The organism is Micromonospora parathelypteridis, from assembly GCF_014201145.1.
Lineage (GTDB): Bacteria > Actinomycetota > Actinomycetes > Mycobacteriales > Micromonosporaceae > Micromonospora > Micromonospora parathelypteridis.
The window spans coordinates 5,248,379-5,264,462 of record NZ_JACHDP010000001.1 but is presented as its reverse complement, the minus strand read 5'-3'; the positions used below and the strand labels follow the sequence as shown (position 1 = coordinate 5,264,462).

Annotated in this window: 16 protein-coding genes; 9 read left to right on the top strand and 7 right to left on the bottom strand. The window is 70.8% G+C overall.

Annotated features, from left to right (window positions below; all coding sequences use genetic code 11):
* Nucleotides 1-15 precede the first annotated feature (15 nt).
* Nucleotides 16-2,073, bottom strand: coding sequence for a DNA gyrase/topoisomerase IV subunit B (locus HNR20_RS23860; RefSeq protein ID WP_229687358.1), 2,058 nt, complete (start codon nucleotides 2,071-2,073; stop codon nucleotides 16-18).
* Between the two features lie 239 nt (nucleotides 2,074-2,312).
* On the opposite strand from HNR20_RS23860, the gene HNR20_RS23855 reads away from it, so the two are divergent.
* The 3 genes from HNR20_RS23855 (at nucleotide 2,313) to HNR20_RS23845 (ending at nucleotide 5,404) form a co-directional block, all read left to right on the top strand.
* Nucleotides 2,313-3,056 carry a hypothetical protein gene (locus tag HNR20_RS23855; protein WP_184183837.1) on the top strand — a complete coding sequence of 248 codons (744 nt, stop codon included), beginning with the start codon at nucleotides 2,313-2,315 and terminating at the stop codon, nucleotides 3,054-3,056.
* 127 nt (nucleotides 3,057-3,183) lie between these two features.
* On the top strand, nucleotides 3,184-4,440 hold the full coding sequence (locus HNR20_RS23850; protein WP_184183834.1) for an SGNH/GDSL hydrolase family protein: 1,257 nt from the start codon (nucleotides 3,184-3,186) through the stop codon (nucleotides 4,438-4,440).
* 100 nt (nucleotides 4,441-4,540) lie between these two features.
* Nucleotides 4,541-5,404, top strand: coding sequence for an alpha/beta hydrolase family protein (locus HNR20_RS23845; protein ID WP_184183831.1), 864 nt, complete (start codon nucleotides 4,541-4,543; stop codon nucleotides 5,402-5,404).
* Between the two features lie 83 nt (nucleotides 5,405-5,487).
* On the opposite strand, the gene HNR20_RS23840 is transcribed toward HNR20_RS23845, so the two are convergent.
* On the bottom strand, nucleotides 5,488-5,658 hold the full coding sequence (locus HNR20_RS23840; protein ID WP_184183828.1) for a hypothetical protein: 171 nt from the start codon (nucleotides 5,656-5,658) through the stop codon (nucleotides 5,488-5,490).
* A gap of 196 nt (nucleotides 5,659-5,854) precedes the next feature.
* Here HNR20_RS23840 and HNR20_RS23835 point away from each other — a divergent pair, with 196 nt between their 5' ends.
* Both HNR20_RS23835 and HNR20_RS23830 read left to right on the top strand, forming a co-directional pair.
* The gene (locus HNR20_RS23835; RefSeq protein ID WP_184183824.1) at nucleotides 5,855-6,484 is read left to right on the top strand and encodes a hypothetical protein; all 630 of its coding nucleotides are present in this window, start codon (nucleotides 5,855-5,857) and stop codon (nucleotides 6,482-6,484) included.
* 171 nt (nucleotides 6,485-6,655) lie between these two features.
* The gene (locus tag HNR20_RS23830; RefSeq protein ID WP_184183819.1) at nucleotides 6,656-7,027 is read left to right on the top strand and encodes a hypothetical protein; all 372 of its coding nucleotides are present in this window, start codon (nucleotides 6,656-6,658) and stop codon (nucleotides 7,025-7,027) included.
* A gap of 70 nt (nucleotides 7,028-7,097) precedes the next feature.
* On the opposite strand, the gene HNR20_RS23825 is transcribed toward HNR20_RS23830, so the two are convergent.
* Nucleotides 7,098-8,015, bottom strand: a complete 918-nt coding sequence (locus tag HNR20_RS23825; RefSeq protein WP_184183816.1) for a DUF72 domain-containing protein — start codon at nucleotides 8,013-8,015, stop codon at nucleotides 7,098-7,100.
* A gap of 149 nt (nucleotides 8,016-8,164) precedes the next feature.
* On the opposite strand from HNR20_RS23825, the gene HNR20_RS23820 reads away from it, so the two are divergent.
* Nucleotides 8,165-8,668, top strand: coding sequence for a DinB family protein (locus HNR20_RS23820; protein WP_184183813.1), 504 nt, complete (start codon nucleotides 8,165-8,167; stop codon nucleotides 8,666-8,668).
* A 15-nt stretch (nucleotides 8,669-8,683) separates the two neighbouring features.
* Here HNR20_RS23820 and HNR20_RS23815 read toward each other — a convergent pair whose 3' ends face one another.
* The 3 genes from HNR20_RS23815 to HNR20_RS23805 all read right to left on the bottom strand — a co-directional run bounded on the left by HNR20_RS23815 (nucleotide 8,684) and on the right by HNR20_RS23805 (nucleotide 11,778).
* A complete protein-coding gene (locus HNR20_RS23815; protein WP_184183810.1) occupies nucleotides 8,684-10,744 on the bottom strand; it encodes an amylo-alpha-1,6-glucosidase in 2,061 nt (686 codons plus the stop codon).
* The gene (locus HNR20_RS23810; protein WP_184183807.1) at nucleotides 10,741-11,184 is read right to left on the bottom strand and encodes an SCP2 sterol-binding domain-containing protein; all 444 of its coding nucleotides are present in this window, start codon (nucleotides 11,182-11,184) and stop codon (nucleotides 10,741-10,743) included. Before HNR20_RS23810 ends, HNR20_RS23815 begins: the two co-directional genes overlap by 4 nt.
* Before the next feature lie 81 nt (nucleotides 11,185-11,265).
* A complete protein-coding gene (locus tag HNR20_RS23805; RefSeq protein ID WP_184183804.1) occupies nucleotides 11,266-11,778 on the bottom strand; it encodes a mycothiol transferase in 513 nt (170 codons plus the stop codon).
* Between the two features lie 78 nt (nucleotides 11,779-11,856).
* Between HNR20_RS23805 and HNR20_RS23800 the strand changes: the two genes are divergently transcribed.
* Nucleotides 11,857-12,372: a 2'-5' RNA ligase family protein gene (locus HNR20_RS23800; RefSeq protein ID WP_184183802.1), complete on the top strand. Its 516-nt coding sequence runs from the start codon at nucleotides 11,857-11,859 to the stop codon at nucleotides 12,370-12,372.
* Nucleotides 12,373-12,586: 214 nt separating this feature from the next.
* On the top strand, nucleotides 12,587-12,778 hold the full coding sequence (locus HNR20_RS23795) for a hypothetical protein (RefSeq protein ID WP_141908638.1): 192 nt from the start codon (nucleotides 12,587-12,589) through the stop codon (nucleotides 12,776-12,778).
* Between the two features lie 16 nt (nucleotides 12,779-12,794).
* Here the strand turns inward: HNR20_RS23795 and corA are convergent, their stop codons facing one another.
* On the bottom strand, nucleotides 12,795-13,925 hold the full coding sequence (corA, locus tag HNR20_RS23790) for a magnesium/cobalt transporter CorA (protein ID WP_184183799.1): 1,131 nt from the start codon (nucleotides 13,923-13,925) through the stop codon (nucleotides 12,795-12,797).
* A gap of 169 nt (nucleotides 13,926-14,094) precedes the next feature.
* Here corA and HNR20_RS23785 point away from each other — a divergent pair, with 169 nt between their 5' ends.
* Nucleotides 14,095-16,053 (top strand): amino acid transporter, encoded by a 1,959-nt coding sequence (locus HNR20_RS23785; RefSeq protein WP_229687359.1) that lies wholly within the window; start codon nucleotides 14,095-14,097, stop codon nucleotides 16,051-16,053.
* Nucleotides 16,054-16,084 lie beyond the last annotated feature (31 nt).

Below are 16,084 nucleotides of genomic sequence, written 5' to 3'. Positions count from 1 at the left end.
GAACGGAACGGGTGCTCATGCGTCGATCGCTTCCCGGTCGACCCGGTCCGCGGAGTCGATGAGCCAGTTGCGGCGTGGCTCGACCTTCTCACCCATCAGCAGCTCGAGGATCCGCTCGGCGGCGTCGACGTCGTCGAGGGTGATCCGGCGGACGGCACGGGTGGCGGGGTTCATCGTGGTGTCCCACAACTCGTCGGCGTCCATCTCACCGAGGCCCTTGAAGCGCGGGATGGGCGTGACGATCTGCTTGCCGGCCTTCTCCAGCTTGCGGACCGTCGTCTCCATCTCGGCCTGGGTGTAGGTGTAGACGGTCTGCGGGTTGCGCCCCTTGGTAGTGATCTTGTGCAGGGGCGGCATCGCGGCAAAGAGCCGACCGGCCTCGATCAACGGACGCATGTAGCGGGCGAAGAGGGTGATCAGCAGCGTCCGGATGTGGGCGCCGTCCACGTCGGCGTCGGCCATGATCAGTACGCGGCCGTAGCGCAGCGAGGCGAGGTCGAACGTACGCCCCGAGCCCGCCCCGAGGACCTGGACGATCGCGGCGCACTCGGCATTGTCCAGAACCTGCTGGAGGTTGGCCTTCTGCACGTTGAGGATCTTGCCCCGGATCGGCAGCAACGCCTGGTATTCGGAGGATCGCGCCATCCGGCTCGTGCCGAGCGCGCTGTCGCCCTCCACGATGAACAACTCGCTGCGGTCGATGCCGGTGGCTCGACAGTCGACCAGCTTCGGCGGCATGGACGCGCCCTCCAGGGCGGTCTTGCGCCGGGCGGCGTCCTTCTGCTGCTTCTGGGTGAGCCGCACCCGTGCCGCGTCGACGATCTTCTGCAGGACGGTGCGCGCCTCGGCCTTGGTGCGCCGGTCCTCCAGCCAGGCCTTGACGTGCGCGTCGACCAGCCCCTGGAGCACCTTGGTGATGCCCGGGGTGGAGAGCTCGTCCTTGGTCTGCGAGGTGAACTGCGGCTCGGGGATCCGCACGTGCACCACCGCCGTCATCCCCTCCAGGACGTCGTCCAGGGTGGGCGGCTCCTCCTTGGCCTTGAGCAGACCGCGGGTGTTGCGGACCGCGTCGGCGAGGGCGCGGACGAGAGCCCGCTCGAAGCCCTTGCGGTGGGTGCCGCCGTGCGCGTTGCGGATGGTGTTGGTGAAGCACTCGACGGTGCGCTCGTAGCCGGTGCCCCAGCGGAACGCCACCTCGACCTCGGCGCGCCGTTGCACGTTGGACTGCATGACGCCGTTGGCGTCGGCGGCGTTCTCCCGGTATGTCCCTTCCCCGTTGACCAGCAGGGTGCCGGAGACCGGCCGGTCGCCGGCCGGCGCGAGGAACTCCACCATGTCGCTGAGCCCGTTGGGGTAGTGGAACCGCTCCTCGGCGGGGACCTCGCCGGTCAGGTCACGCAGCAGGTAGGTCACGCCGGGGACCAGGAAGGCGGTGTTGCGCAGCTTCGTGCGGACCGCGTCGACGTCGAGTGCGGCGCCGGTCTCGAAGTAGCGGGCGTCGTGCCACCAGCGGATCGAGGTGCCGGTGCGCTGGCCGCGCTTCATCGCCCCGGTGACCTGCAGCCCGGGGCCGGCGGTGAAGGGCGCGGCCGGACCGTCGCCCTCGAAGATGCCCGGGACGCCGTGCCGGAAGGACATCGCGTGCACCTTGCCGGCCCGGCGGACGGTCACGTCGAACCGGTGGGACAACGCGTTGACCGCTGAGGCGCCGACGCCGTGCAGGCCGCCGGAGGTCTTGTAGCCGGAGCCGCCGAACTTGCCGCCGGCGTGCAGCCGGGTGAGCACCAGCTCGACGCCGGAGATGCCGGATTTGGCGTGCACGTCGGTGGGGATGCCCCGGCCGTCGTCGTCGACCTGCACCGAGCCGTCGGCGTGCAGGGTCACCTCGACGTTGCTGGCGTGACCGGCGACACCCTCGTCGGTGGAGTTGTCGAGGATCTCGTTGACGAGGTGACCCACGCCACGGCTGTCGGTGGAACCGATGTACATGCCGGGCCGCTTGCGGACAGCGTCCAGCCCCTCAAGGTGAGTGAGGTCATCGGCCCCGTACAGGGTGTCAGGCTCTGCGGTCAACTGGTCGTACTCCCCGGTCTCGGCGGTGTGCAGCCGGTCACCGGCGACTTCAGCCGGCGTGGCGCGCCGGAGCGAGCCTAGCCCGAGGCTAGGACAACTCCCTTGGCCCCCGCTCCGACCCGCCGCGCGTGAGCCTGCGGACGTGAGCCAACAAACAGCCCACCGGTGATCACGGGACCACGCAGAGACACCTCCACCGTTACGCTGACCCATGATCGCGACCGATTGACACCGGCCGGATGCCGCTGACGCATCGACTGGAGGCGATTGTGGTGGACGAGACGACGCGGAGCCCTCTCCGGCGCGCCATCGGGACGCCCGCCCGCCGGTGGCTGCTCGCGGGCACCCTGCTGGCCGGGCTGCTCGTGGCGGTGGCGCTGACGGCGGCGGCGGCTCCTGCCGACCGGACGTTCGCCGCACTCTCGGACACCGTTCAGAGCCTGATGTCGGTCGCGACGCCGCTCTTCGGCGTCCTGCTGGTGCGCGACCTGCGGCGGGCGGCTGACGCCGTCCGGGTCGGGCCGACGGTGCTGGCGGTGTGCCTGCCGGCCGCTGTCATCGGCGTCGTGGGGGTGCTGATCTGCGCCACGACGCTCGCCCTCACTCCTGCTGACATCGCCGATGACCCGTGGCGGCACGCCGGGACGATCGCGGTGGGCAGTGTGCTGGTGCAGATCGTCGCCGGTCTGGTGGGCACCGGGCTAGGCCTGCTGCTGCGCTCGGCGGTGGTCGCGTTCCTCGCCACGATCGTCCTGCCGTTGGGCCTGTTCGCGTTGCTGGGCGGCGTGGATGCCCTCCGTCCCGCCCAGGCCTGGCTGACTCCGTTCGGCAGCGTCCGCAACCTGCTCTCGGGGGACATGAGCGTGCTGCGCTGGGCGCAGTGGTGGTGCGTCCTGCTGATCTGGGGTGTCGGTCTGAACACCGCTGGCGCGGCCGTGCTGAAGCGCCGCGACCGGGCGAACGGGTCCACTTCGACGAGGTGAACCGCACGCCGACGCGTGCATGTCTTTCATCGAACGAATCTGTTACGGGCCATTGACGCCCGTCGCACAGGGGTGATCTGATCGCGCTCTCAGAGAATCTTTCATCTTTCGATGGATGGGAGCCCCCATGCCCAGGTTCCGGCGTACCGCGCTCGCCGCGGGACTAACGATCGCCATGGCCGCGCTGACGACCGCCGTCGCGCTGCCCGCACCCGCGTCCGCCGCGCTACCCACCGCCGCGGTGGCACTCGGGGACAGCTTCATCAGTGGCGAGGGCGCCGGGGCGTACACCCCGGTGGTCGACGTCAACGGAGTCACCCAGGGCTTCCCCGGCTGGACCGCGCCGAACAACAACGCGTTCTTCTGCCACCGGTCGGCGAACGCCTCGCTCAACCAGGCCAACCTGCCGGGCATCCAGAACCGGTTCAACCTGGCCTGCTCCGGCGGCCAGCCACACGACATCGCCACCGCCTCGCAGGCGCGTACCAACGGCCGCACCGTGGCCGCGCAGCTGGACCAGCTCCGCGCCGTCGCGCAGACCCAGGACATCGACCTGGTGCTGATCGGTCTGGGCTCCAACAACAGCTCGTTCACCTTCGGCAGCGTCGCGGAGAAGTGCGCCAACCGGTTCATCGCCGACGCCTGGACCGGCTGGTGGGAGTTCTGGGCGTACCTGAACGGCCCGGTCGAGCAGAAGCCGTGCACCGACGCCGACCTGGCCACCGCCGCACAGCTCAGCGCCGCGACCGCGGAGACCACCGCCGCCGTACGCCAGGTGCTGACCACCCTCGACCAGGTGGACGCGGACGGACAGCACCGCGTGGTGTTCCAGGACTACACGAACCCGCTGCCGCTGGACCTGAACCAGCAGTTCCACGAGGAGGACAGCCGCGACGACACCCGGGACAAGTTCCGTGACCTGGGCGCCGAGCGGTACGCGGCCGGTTGCCCGATCCACCGGGCCAGCCTGGCGCCCGGGCACCGCTTCTCGCAGGGTCTGGGCACCATCGTGAGGTCCACCCGGGACACTTTGGCCGCCGAGTTCCCGGCCGACGATCTGGTGTACCTGAACGTGCAGCAGGCCTTCAACGGCGCTCGGCTCTGCGAGCAGACGAGCAGCCCGACGGGCGCGCTGGCCACGCCGATCCGGCTCCAGGACGGCGCGACCGGCACCTTCGTCACGAGCCTCGCCGGCAAGGACAAGATCGCCATCCAGCGGATCGCCAACACCTGCGTCAGCTACTTCCAGACCTGCCAGGAGTCGTGGCACCCGAACGCCACCGGGCACCAGGTGCTCGGCCAGTGCCTCGCCGGCGCCGCCGTCACCGCCGCTCGCGCGGTGGCCTGCGTCCGCGCCGGCAACGGGACGATCTCCGTCTCCTGACCGCGTCACCACACGGAGGCCCCGCCAACCGGCGGGGCCTCCGTCGCGTCCGACCGGCCGCGGCTACCCGACGGTAATGTCCGGGCCCTAGGCTGGGCCGGTGAACGGGGATCCCGAGTACGTCCAGGAGTTCGTCGACGTCGACGGCGGTCGGCTGGGGGTGCAGGTCTATCCGGAGCCGGCCGGGACGACGGGCGCGCCCATGGTCGTGATCTGGCCCGCGATGGGTGTGCGGGCCCGCTACTACCGCCCCTTCGCCGCCGCGCTACGCGCCGCCGGGCTGGCCGTGGCCGTAGCCGACCTGCGCGGCAACGGGGCGAGCACGCCGACACCGAGCCGGGCGGACCGCTACGGCTACACCGAGTTGGCCGACGACGTCGGAGCCGTCCTGGCCGCGCTCAAATCCCGACTGGACGGGCGGAAGCGACTGCTGGTCGGGCACTCGCTCGGCGGCCAGGCCGCGCTGCTGCACCTCGCCCTGCACGGCGGCGACGAGGTGGACGGGCTGGCGCTGATCGCGGTCGGCATCCCCTACTGGCGAAGCTACCCCGGCCTCCGCGGCCTCAGCGTGCTGCCGTACACCCAGGGGATCGCCGCCACCGCGGCGCTGCTCGGGGTCTGGCCGGGCTGGGGCTTCGGCGGCCGGCAGGCACGCGGCGTGATCCGCGACTGGGCGTACACCGCGCGAACCGGCCGCTTCCCCCGCCTCAACGGTACGGACACCGAGGCGGCGGTACGCGCGGTGCGGACACCGGCGCTGGCGATCAGTGTGGACGATGACCAGTACACCCCGCACGAGACGATGGACGCCCTCTGCGCGAAGCTCACCTCCGCCCCGCTCACCCGGGAGCGCTACACAGTGGCGCAGGCCGGTGCCGCGCTGGACCACTTCACGTGGGTCCGCGCGAGCACCCCGCTGGCGCGGCGGATCGCCCGTTTCGCCGACGACCTGCCGCCCCGCTGAGCCCTACGGGCCGGGCCGCTGAGCCGTACCGGCCGGGGCCGCTGAGCCCCACCGGCCGGCCGGCATGTGACGGTCCGGCTGACTCACTCGTCCTGGTCCAGCGGCACCAGCTCGCCGTCGCGCTCCACCTGGATCTCCGCGTGATCCTTGCGCGGCGCGACCTCCGCGGTGTTCTTGTGTGGGTCGTTGTCCGGGTGCATGAGCACCGCGTCGGTCTTGGGGGTCTTCTCCCGACTTTCGTCCGGCTGCGACATTCCGTTCCCCTCTCCGTCAGCGTCGCTCGGGATCTACCCGCCACCGCGCGGACGACTCCTGCCGGCGGTGCCGCGGCACCGCGAGAACCGGATGTCCCTCTCGTGCCGATGCGGGGCGGATCACCTGGTGGGCGACGGGGTTAGCCGCCCGGGCGGCGGGTAAGCCGCAGCGCCCAACACGGCGGAAGGGGATCACATGTCCGAACGGCATACCGCACTGCGCTCGATGCACGATCTGGGCCTCGCGGCCTGGTTCGGCGGCTCCCTCATGGGTGCCTTCGGCGTCAACGGCGCGGCGGGGAAAATCAGCGATTCGACCCAGCGGCTCTCGGTCGCGTCGGCCGGGTGGTCCAGGTGGACCCCGGTCAACGCCGCCGCCATCGGCGCGCACCTGGCCGGGGCGGTCGGCGAACTGGTGACGGAGAGTCCACGTGTGGCGGCTCAGTCCGGGGTGGGCCGTACCAGCGCCATCAAGACGGCGTTGACGATCGGTGCGCTCGCCGTGACCGGCTACAGCCGGTTGATCGGCATGCGCCTGGAGAAGGCTGGTGCCTCACCGGTCAGCGGTACCACCGAGCCGAACCACCAGACCCCGGCCAGCGTGGCCTCCTCGCAGCGGCAGATGAAGCTGCTCCAGTGGGCCATCCCGGCGCTGACCGGGACCCTGGTCGTGGTCACCGCGTACATGGGTGAGCAGCAGAAGCCCGGCCAGGTGTTCAAGGGCATTCTCGGCCGAGGCGGCGGGATGAAGGGCGCCTCGAAGAGCGTGATCAAGATGGCCGGAATGAGCAATGGCAAGCGGCCGATGGCGATGGCCGGGCGCTGAGGCGTCGGGCCGGCCGGCGTCCCGCCGCCACCTCGACGGCGGGGCGCTGGCCGGCCCTGCGCGCTCACCGGACTGACGACGCACGTCGTGCGGCGACACCCGGGCGGGCAGGAACGGCCCGAGGACGGCACAACGTCCGCCGGTAGCGGCGGACCGACGAGCGGGGTGGCCATGACGGCACACAAGGGACGCGGCGGGGACAACGACCGGCTGGAGCCGGAAGCGGTCAAACCGTGGGGCACCGGCGACGGCTTCGACGCCGACGCGCCCTGGGGGACCGACGAGGACTCGCCGATGGACGAGGGCAGCGAGCAGACCGCGGTACCCGAGGGACGCCGCGGGGAGCGGCGGGCGGGCAAGCCGACCGGCCCGTCCGACCCGGCGGGACGGCATGGCTTCGGCTCGGTGGAGCCGACCCGTACGACGATGGCCGGACCGGGCGCCCCACCGGATCCGGCGCCCAGCGGCCGGACCTTCCCGGACGACGCGGACATCGGCGATTCGACACAGGACGCCCTGCGTAGTCGGGGCCGACGCTCCTGACACCACCCCCGGTCGCCGTGCCCGGACCGTGGGCACCGCGCGGGCGCGACCGTCAGCCGGTCGGTGTCCGTCAGCCGGTCGGTGTGGCCTGGGCCGGAACAGCCCGATCAGCGATCATCGTCTCGGTGAGCAGTTGCGCCAGACGTGTCGCGTCGCGTTGGGCCTGACCGGCACAGCAGTTGTTGAACAGCACGTGCAGGTCGTCGGAGGGACCGGCGAGCTCGGCCAGCAGGCCGGCCCAGTGCCGAAGCTCGTCATCGGCGTACGCGTACCGGAACTTCTCCTGCTTGTCGCCGTCGCTCCAGGCGTCGCTGTGGCCGTGGAACCGGACGACCGCCGGCTCCGCCGTCATGGTCAGGATCGGTGGCACCGACGACGGGTGTCCCTGAGGCATGTCGACGCAGACCAGGGACAGGTCGTGCGCGCGCAGCAGGTCCAGAGTGTCCGTCGCGGCCGGGCCGTCGAACCACGAGCCGTGCCGCAGCTCCACGCCGACCCGCCACGGCCGGCAACGCTGTGCCAGTTCGATGATCCGGCGTTCGGCGGCCGCGCCGCGTACCAGCCACGGTGGGAACTGCAGCAGCACCGCACCCAGCTTGCCGGCCGCCGCGATCGGGTCGAGGGCCGCGCGGAACCGGGCCCACAGTTCGTCGTACGCCCGCTCGGGCAGGTCACGGCGGCGGATCCGGCTCGGGCCGCCGGCCGGGCGCAGGTCCCGGGGTAGCGCGGCGACCGGCGTCGGATGGCCGGTGAAGAGACTGAACGCCTTGACGTCGAAGGTGAAGTCGTCCGGTGTGGCGTCGACCCAGCCCTGCGTGGTCTCCGCAACGGGGATCGCGTAGTAGGACGTGTCCACCTCGACCAGTGGGAACCGGCAGGCGTAGAAACCCAGCCGCCGGGCCGGCGTGTTGGCCGAGCGCGGGTACCACCCGGAGCGCAGCAGCGACTGGTCCGCCCAGGACGACGTGCCCACCTTGATCACACCCATGCCATCCAGTGGACCGCTACGAGCGTGGATCGGCAACCGCTGGGGTGTCACGCCGCCCTCGTGTCGCGCCCCAGAAGTGTCGGTACCTCGTCCTACGGTGGCGACAGCTGGACATCGAGGGTTCAGCCGACAACGAGAAGGGTGGCACCATGCCCAGCACTGAGCAGCTCACCGGGGAGCGGGCTGACCTGCTGCAGACGCTCCGCCGGCACCGGGGTTTCCTCCTGCAGACCGTGGACGGTCTCACCGACGAGCAGGCGGCCACCTGCACCACCGTCAGCGAGCTCTGCCTCGGTGGTCTCATCAAGCACGTGGCCGGCACCGAGTACCGCTGGATGCTCTTCGCCCAGGGCGGCGCCGAGGCGATGGAGCGCGAGCCACTCGACTGGGTCGGTCAGTTCCGGGTGGCGCCGGGTGAGACCCTCAGCGGTCTGGTCGAGCGGTTCCACGAGGTGGCCGAGCAGACGGACAAGCTGATTGCCACTCTCGACCTGAACGCGGCGCACCCGCTGCCGCAGGCGCCCTGGTTCGAGCCGGGTGCCAGTTGGACGGTGCGCCGGGTGCTGCTGCACCTGATCGCCGAGACGTCCCAGCACGCCGGGCACGCCGACATCCTGCGGGAGTCGATCGACGGCGCGAAGACCATGGGCTGAGTTCGGCCGGGGCGCTCAGGTGGTTCTGGAGCGGTGGGGACTGGCGGTTCGGTCTCTCGCGTAGGCGTCGGAGTGGCCCCAGCGGCCAGGGATGTCCAGCAGCTCCAGCCGGCCGAAGCCCCCGGGCACGGCCGGGTTCACCAACAGGTCGTCGCCGGTGGGCCGCAGCCCCAGCGAGGTGCCCAGCAGCATCAGCAGCGCCCCCGACGACCACGACTGAGGGCGACCCGCCGACGGCAGCTGGACGGGATACTTCGTCACGCTGCGGTCGTAGCCGGCAATCACCTCCGGCACCGCCCCACGAAGCGTCTGCGCCAGGTCGAAGATGCCGGCCGCGATCCGTGCCGCCTGCACGTCGAAACGGTAGTGGCGCAGCCCGGCGGCGATCAGAGCGTTGTCCGACGGCCACACCCCGCCCAGATGGGCGCCGACCGGGTTGTACGCGCGCTGTCCGGTGGCGAAGGTACGCACCCCCCAGCCACTGAACAGCCGCGGCCCGACCAGGTGCTCGGCGACCGCTTCCGCCCGGTCGTCCGCGACGATCCCGCTCCACAGCAGATGCCCGATGTTGGAGGACAGCGAGTCGACCGGCTCGCCGTACGGATCGAGCGCCAGCGCGTAGTACTCCTGCCGAGGCAGCCAGAAGTCCCGGTTGAAGCGTTCCTTGAGCGCTGCCGCTTCCCGCTCCAACCGGTCGGCGTACGCGGGGTCGCCCCAGAACTCCCGGGCCAGCCGAGCGCCACGCCGTTTCGCGTCGTACGCGTAGCCCTGCACCTCGCAGGTGGCGCGGGGAAAGGCGGGCTGCCGGCCGTGTGCGTCGACGATCGCGTCGGTGGAGTCCTTCCAGCACTGGTTGATCGCGCCGTCGCGCTCGTTGCGGCGTTGGTAGCGCACGTAGCCGTCACCGGTCAGGTCGCCGTACTCGTCGATCCAGTCCAGGGCCATCCGAGCCGGGTGGCGCAGCTCGCGCACCAGATCGGCGTCACCGGACCAGCGCTCGTACTCGTCGAGCAGGACGACGAAGAGGGGGGTGGTGTCGGCCGCGCCGTAGTACAGCGCGGTCGGCCGGTCGCCGAACGCGGCCGACTCGCCGTAGCGGAGTTGGGCCAGGATCTTGCCCGGTTCCTCGTCGTGCTCATCGTCGAGCTGACCGCCCTGCAACAGCGCCAGCGTCCGCAGCGTCGCGGGGGCCAACTCGGGGGTGAACGCCATCGTCTGCAGGCAGGTGATGATGCTGTCCCGCCCGCACAACGCCATCGCCCACGGCAGGCCACCGACCGGCACCCGCTCGCTGTACGCCAGCGGCTGGTACCGCAGTGCCGCCAGGTCGGCCAGGCTGCCCCGGTACGTCTCCTCCAGCCCTTCCCGCTCGGCCACCAGCTGCGGCGCCCGGTCCAGCCAGTCCGTGAGATCGTCGCGCATGGTCCCGCGGACGGCCTGCTGGTGCGACTGCAGGCCGGCGCGCAGGTCCCGGCCCTCCTCACCCCGGATGGTCATGGAGACGTGCAGGTCGGTCACCCACGATCCTCCGGGGGCGATGTGGATCCGGAACGTCATCCCGCCCTCGTCCACCTCGGCCGGAGCGGTGCTCTGCACCGTGGTCTCGCGCGCGAACCGCTCCCGCTCGTAGCTCAGCAGGAGGCGTTGACCCGCGGAGTCGACGGCGATCTGGACGTCTCGCTCTCTGAGCTGCCCGACCTCGGCGATGTCGGCGAAGTCGCTCGCCACCTCCACCCGTACGGTGAACTCGGCGGCCTGCGACGCGTGGTTGAGCACGGTGATCTTCTCGTGGAAACAGTCATGGACCGAGCGGTGCCGGATGATCGACACATCGGCGTCGACGTAGTGGCTCGCCGCGCCCGGGACCAGGAAGAACCGGGTTTCGAAGTAGGTCATGTCGTCGCGGGAGAGCGCGTTGATCCGTTCGCCGTCGATCCTGAGTACCCAGTGGGACAGAAAGCGGGTGTCGAACGCGAAGAGACCGACCGGCGCCTGCGGATCCAGCTCGATGTCACCCTGGGCGTCGCTGATGGCGAACACGTTGCCGGCCATGACGTGCACCAGTTCCTGCCTCATGGCCGCTCATCCCGACCGGCCGACCCGGCCCGACCAGCCGACCTGGCCCGACCGGCTGACCCGGCTCGACCGGCCAACGCCGCCCGTCCCAGCTCGCGCGGGTGCCGGGCACCGCTCGGCCCGGGAAAGATCCGCCGCAGCAGCGTCAGTAGGCGCAGGTCGCCGCGTACGGCCAGTTCGTTGCTCAACAGAGCCTGAGCCAGGTGCAACTCGCCGCTGGCCATCCGGTCGAAGACCGTCCGATCCGCGCGGACCACCAGGTCGGCGTCGTCCGCGCTCCGGGTGGCTTGGACGTGCTGGTCGGCGATGGTCAGGTACCAGTGATCGGTGCAGCCGTCGCCGCGGAAGTCCAGTCGTAGCGTCCCGGCGGTGGTCTCCGGCAGATCGGGTCGCCGGCCGGCGTCCAACTGTTGCAGGTACTGCGCCGCCGTCGTGCCCATCAGGTCCCCTCCCCACGGTTCTTCGGAGGATCGCCCACACCGGGGTGAGTTCGGTTCACCCGAAACGGGTGAGAGCCGAACTCAGAAGTCGGCCTCGATCAGGCCGCGCAGGTAGGCGGCCTGGCCGACGTGTTGCAGGTCGTCCTCGGCGACGCTGACCAGCCGGACGCCGAGGGTGACCGGCGGATCCCACGCCTCGTCGACCACGCGGTCCAGGTCCGCCGGGCGCAGGCTGGCCAGGAACGACCCGGTACGCGAGGAGACCGCCTCGTAGTAGTCGATCAGGGCCTGCGCGCTCTCCGGCCGCACCGCCGCGACCTGCTCGGGCGAGTGGTTGTAGCCGGTGTCGTCCGGGTCGGCGGCGAGCCCGAACCGGCCCGCCCAGTCGCCGCTCACCCAGAGCTGTTCGGTGTCGAGCAGGTCGGCGACGTGATCGTCCTGGACTCTGGTCAGGTGCCAGACGAGCCAGCCGATCGAGTTGGCGTCCGGGCCGGGAGCCCAGTGCAGTTGCTCGGGGTTCAGCCCGTCCACCGCCGCGCGGACGAGGTCGGGCAGTCGGTCGTAGGTCTCGGTCAGCAGGTCACTCACGTCCACGGACACACCTTCCTGGTCGGCCTCCGAACCAGTACCGCCGACCGGGACCGATCAAACCTCGACCGCTACGGTGATCACGTGGTCGCGGCGTTGGAGCTGTATCTGGACCCGGACGCCACGCGGCGGATCCGGGTGCTCTGGGAAGCGCTGGAGGCCGAGGGTGTGCAGAGCATGCGGTCGCTGTGGGAGCAGCGCCACCGGCCGCACGTCTCACTCGCGGTGGCGCCCCGGCTCAACCCCGAGCAGGTCGCCGACGCGCTGCGCGGGACGGTCGTGGCCGCGCCGCTGCCACTCGACTTCCAGTACGCCGGCCAGTTCGTCGGTCGGGTGCTCTGGCTCGGCCCGGCACCCACACCGGAGCTGCTGACCCACCAACGCATGGTGTACGACCGACTCACCGCCGCCGACATCGGATTGGCCGAGCACTACCAACCGGGCCGCTGGGTGCCGCACTGCACGCTCTCCATGCGGGTGCCGAACGCGCTGATGGCCGCCGCGGTGCGGCGTTGCCTCGAGGTGTTGCCGCTGGCCGCGACCGTGGTCGGCGCGGCACTCACCGATCACGCTCGCGGCATCGCCCACCCCCTGCCCTGAGAGGGCGTCGACCGGCCCAGCTCACGACTTTGGCGAAATGTCCGGTTTGGCGGGCGACAGTCGGGAAACCGAAAACAAGCGGCACTTGAGCGGCCCGGCGTGGGATGGTTCGACATGGATGCCGTACCGATGGTGACCTGCCCGAGCGCGGGTGACCCGGCCGGCGGCGCGGGCGCACGCCGTGCCGCCGAGGCGGCTTCGACGAGAAGGGGCAGTGCCTATGCAGGCTCAGCGCAGGCCACCGCGCGCGGAGCGGAGCCAGACCCGGGACGACCGGACCGGCGGAGGCATGACCGGGGCGGCCACGCCGCTGACGATCTGGGCCGCCGCCGTACTACTCGGTCGAATCAGTGCCGGCGACGACGACGTCGAGGACGAACGGCACATCCTGCGCGGCATCGAGTGATCACCGGCGGCGCGGTTCACAGCCAACCGCGACGCTTGAAGATCACGTAGAGGGTGCCGCAGACCAGCAGCATCAGCAGCAGCGCGAACAGGTAGCCGAAGCGCCAGCTCAACTCCGGCATGTGGATGAAGTTCATCCCGTACACCGTGCCGATGAGCGTGGGAGCGAACAGGATCGCCGCCCAGGACGAGACCTTCTTCAGTTCCTCGTTCTGCGCGTAGCTGGCCGCGGTGAGGCTGCGCATCTCCTCGTTCTGCTGCTGCGAGACGAGGGTGGCGTTGACGGTGAGGATGTTCTGCAGCAGGTGCCGGAACCCGTCCACCCGCTCCACCACCTGGGTCAGGTGGTCGGTCACGTCGCGCAGGTAGCGGCGCAGTTCCTCATCCGTACTGGCGCTGCCGGCACCGTCGGCCAGCGCGTCGAGCACGCTGAGCAGTGGGCGGGCGGCCCGCTGGAACTGGATGACCTCGCGGCTGAGGCCGTAGATGCGCCGGCTGGCGTTTGGGTCGCCGCCGAACACCTGCGTCTCGATCTCGTCGATGTCGTTCTCCAGCCCGGCCACCACCGGCGCGTACCCGTCGACGACCTGGTCGAGGATCGCGTACAGGACCGCCTGCGGGCCCCGGGCGAGCATCTGCGCCTCGGTCTCCATCCGCCGCCGCACCGCGGCCAGGTCCGGTGCCTCACCGTGCCGAACGGTGACCACGAAACCCGGCCCGATGAACAGGTGCAGTTCGGAGAACTCGACCTCCTCCCGCAGGTCGTCGTAGCTGGCGGCACGCAGCACCACGAACAGGGTGTGCCCGTACCGTTCCAGCTTGGGTCGCTGGTGGGCGTTGATCGCGTCCTCGACCGCCAGGTCGTGCAGCCGAAACTCCCGGGCCAGGGACGTGATCTGGCCGATGTCGGGCCGGTACAACCCGATCCAGGCCATCGCGCCGTCCTGCTCCTGCAGGCAGCGGTACGTCTCGGCGAGGCCGGACGGCGAGGCGAACCGGTGCCCTCGGACGTAGACGGCGCTGTCCACCAGGCCACCGGCGGGTGGATCGGGCGACTCCGCTGGTGGCGGGCTGCCATCCCTCGTCTCGTACTCGTCCAGTTGGCGACCGAAACCACCACCCGGGCGGGAGCGACGGCCACCGACCATGCCCTGTCCCCTCCCCCGGTGACGTCCGGTCCGGCGCGATCCCGCCAACCCGGGGGCGCTGTTTCCCCCCTGTCTCCGGCCCGAAACCCGACCGGGCGGCGGGCGAGTTCGGAGCACCGGCGGACGGGCGCGCCCGGACGGGCGGATACTCACGGTGACCATGGGCGGGATGACGGGGGACGCGCCGATGGAGGTCAACAGGCGCGCCAGCCGGCTGCGGGGGTGGTTGCTCGACGCTGGCTCCGAGCAGGTCGTGCAGCACCCGGGGCCGCACGGGCGTCCGCCGGAGCACCGGCACCACCCGTGGTGGAAGGTGATGTGCCTGACCGGCGTCGACTACTTCTCCACGCTGGGCTACCAGCCGGGCATCGCGGCGCTGGCCGCCGGGGCGCTGTCGCCGGTGGCGACCCTGGTGCTGGTGCTGGTGACACTGCTGGGCGCGCTGCCGGTCTACCGACGGGTGGCGGTGGAGAGCCCGCACGGTGAGGGCTCGATCGCGATGTTGGTACGCCTGTTGAGCTACTGGCCGGGCAAGTTGCTGGTGCTGGTGCTGCTCGGTTTCGCGGCCACCGACTTCATCATCACCATCACCCTGTCGGCCGCCGACGCGACCGCGCACATCGACGAGAACCCGTTCTGGCCGAGCGGGCTCAAGGGGCACCAGGTGCTGCTCACGCTGCTGCTGCTGACGCTGCTGGGCGCGGTGTTCCTCAAGGGATTCGGCGAGGCCATCGGGATCGCGGTAGTCCTGGTCGGGGTCTACCTGGGGCTGAACGCGGTGGTGATGGTCGTTGCGCTGTGGCGGGTGGCGACGCACCCGAGCGCGGTCGGAGACTGGACCACCACGCTGACCACCGGCCACGGCGATCCCTGGATGGTGGTCGGGCTGTCGCTGCTGGTCTTCCCGAAACTGGCGTTGGGCCTGTCCGGCTTCGAGACCGGGGTGGCGGTCATGCCGAGCGTACGAGGTGACCCGCAGGACTCCGAGGCTCGACCGCTGGGCCGGATCCGCGGTGCCCGCCGACTGCTCACCACCGCCGCGGTGATCATGAGCGCCTTCCTGATCACCAGCAGCGTGACGACCACCGTGCTGATCCCAGCGGAGGATTTCCAGCCGGGCGGACCGGCGAGCGGCCGGGCGCTGGCCTACCTGGCGCACGAGCACCTCGGGGAGGTGTTCGGCACCGTCTACGACCTGTCCACCATCGGGATCCTGTGGTTCGCGGGGGCGTCGGCGATGGCCGGTCTGCTCAACCTCGTACCCCGCTATTTGCCCCGCTACGGCATGGCACCGACCTGGGCGCGGGCCGTCCGGCCGCTGGTGCTGGTCTTCACCGCGGTGGCGTTTCTGATCACGGTCCTCTTCGAGGCCAGCGTGGACGCGCAGGGCGGCGCGTACGCCACCGGTGTCCTGGTGTTGATCACTTCGGCGGCGACAGCGGTGACGCTCGCGGCGGCGCGGCGGCGTCAGCGCGGCCGCACCGTCGCGTTCGGAGCCATCGCGGTGATCTTCGTTTATACCACCCTGGCGAACGTGGTGGAACGCCCCGACGGTGTCAAGATCGCAGCCTGTTTCATCGGCGGATTCATCGTGGTGTCGGTGCTGTCCCGGCTGATGCGGGCCTACGAGCTGCGCGTGGACCATGTCGAGCTGGACGCGGACGCGGCCCGGATGATCGACGAACGTGCCGGACGGCGAATCCGGCTCATCGCCCATGATCCCGACACGCGCAACGCGGCGGAGTACCGCGCCAAGCTGGCGCAGACCATGGCGGACAACGACTTCCCCGATGACAGCGACGTCATCTTCGTCGAGGTCCAGGTCACCGACCCGTCCGACTTCGAGACCGAGTTGCTGGTGCGCGGCAGCGTGGTCGACGGCCGCTTCCCGGTGCTCAGCCTGGCCAGTTCCTCAGTGCCCACCGCGCTCGCCGCCCTGCTGCTGGAGATCCGCGACCGTAGCCGTCGCCGCCCCCACATCTACTTCGAGTGGTCCGAGGGCGGACCGGCTCGCAACCTCCTGCGCTACCTGGCGTTCGGACAGGGTGCCATCGCCTCGGTGACCCGAGAGATCTTGCGCCGCCAGGAGCCCGACCCGCACCGCCGGCCGCACGTGCACGCCGGCTGACCTGCGGGCGGGCCATCCCTTCGCAGACAGT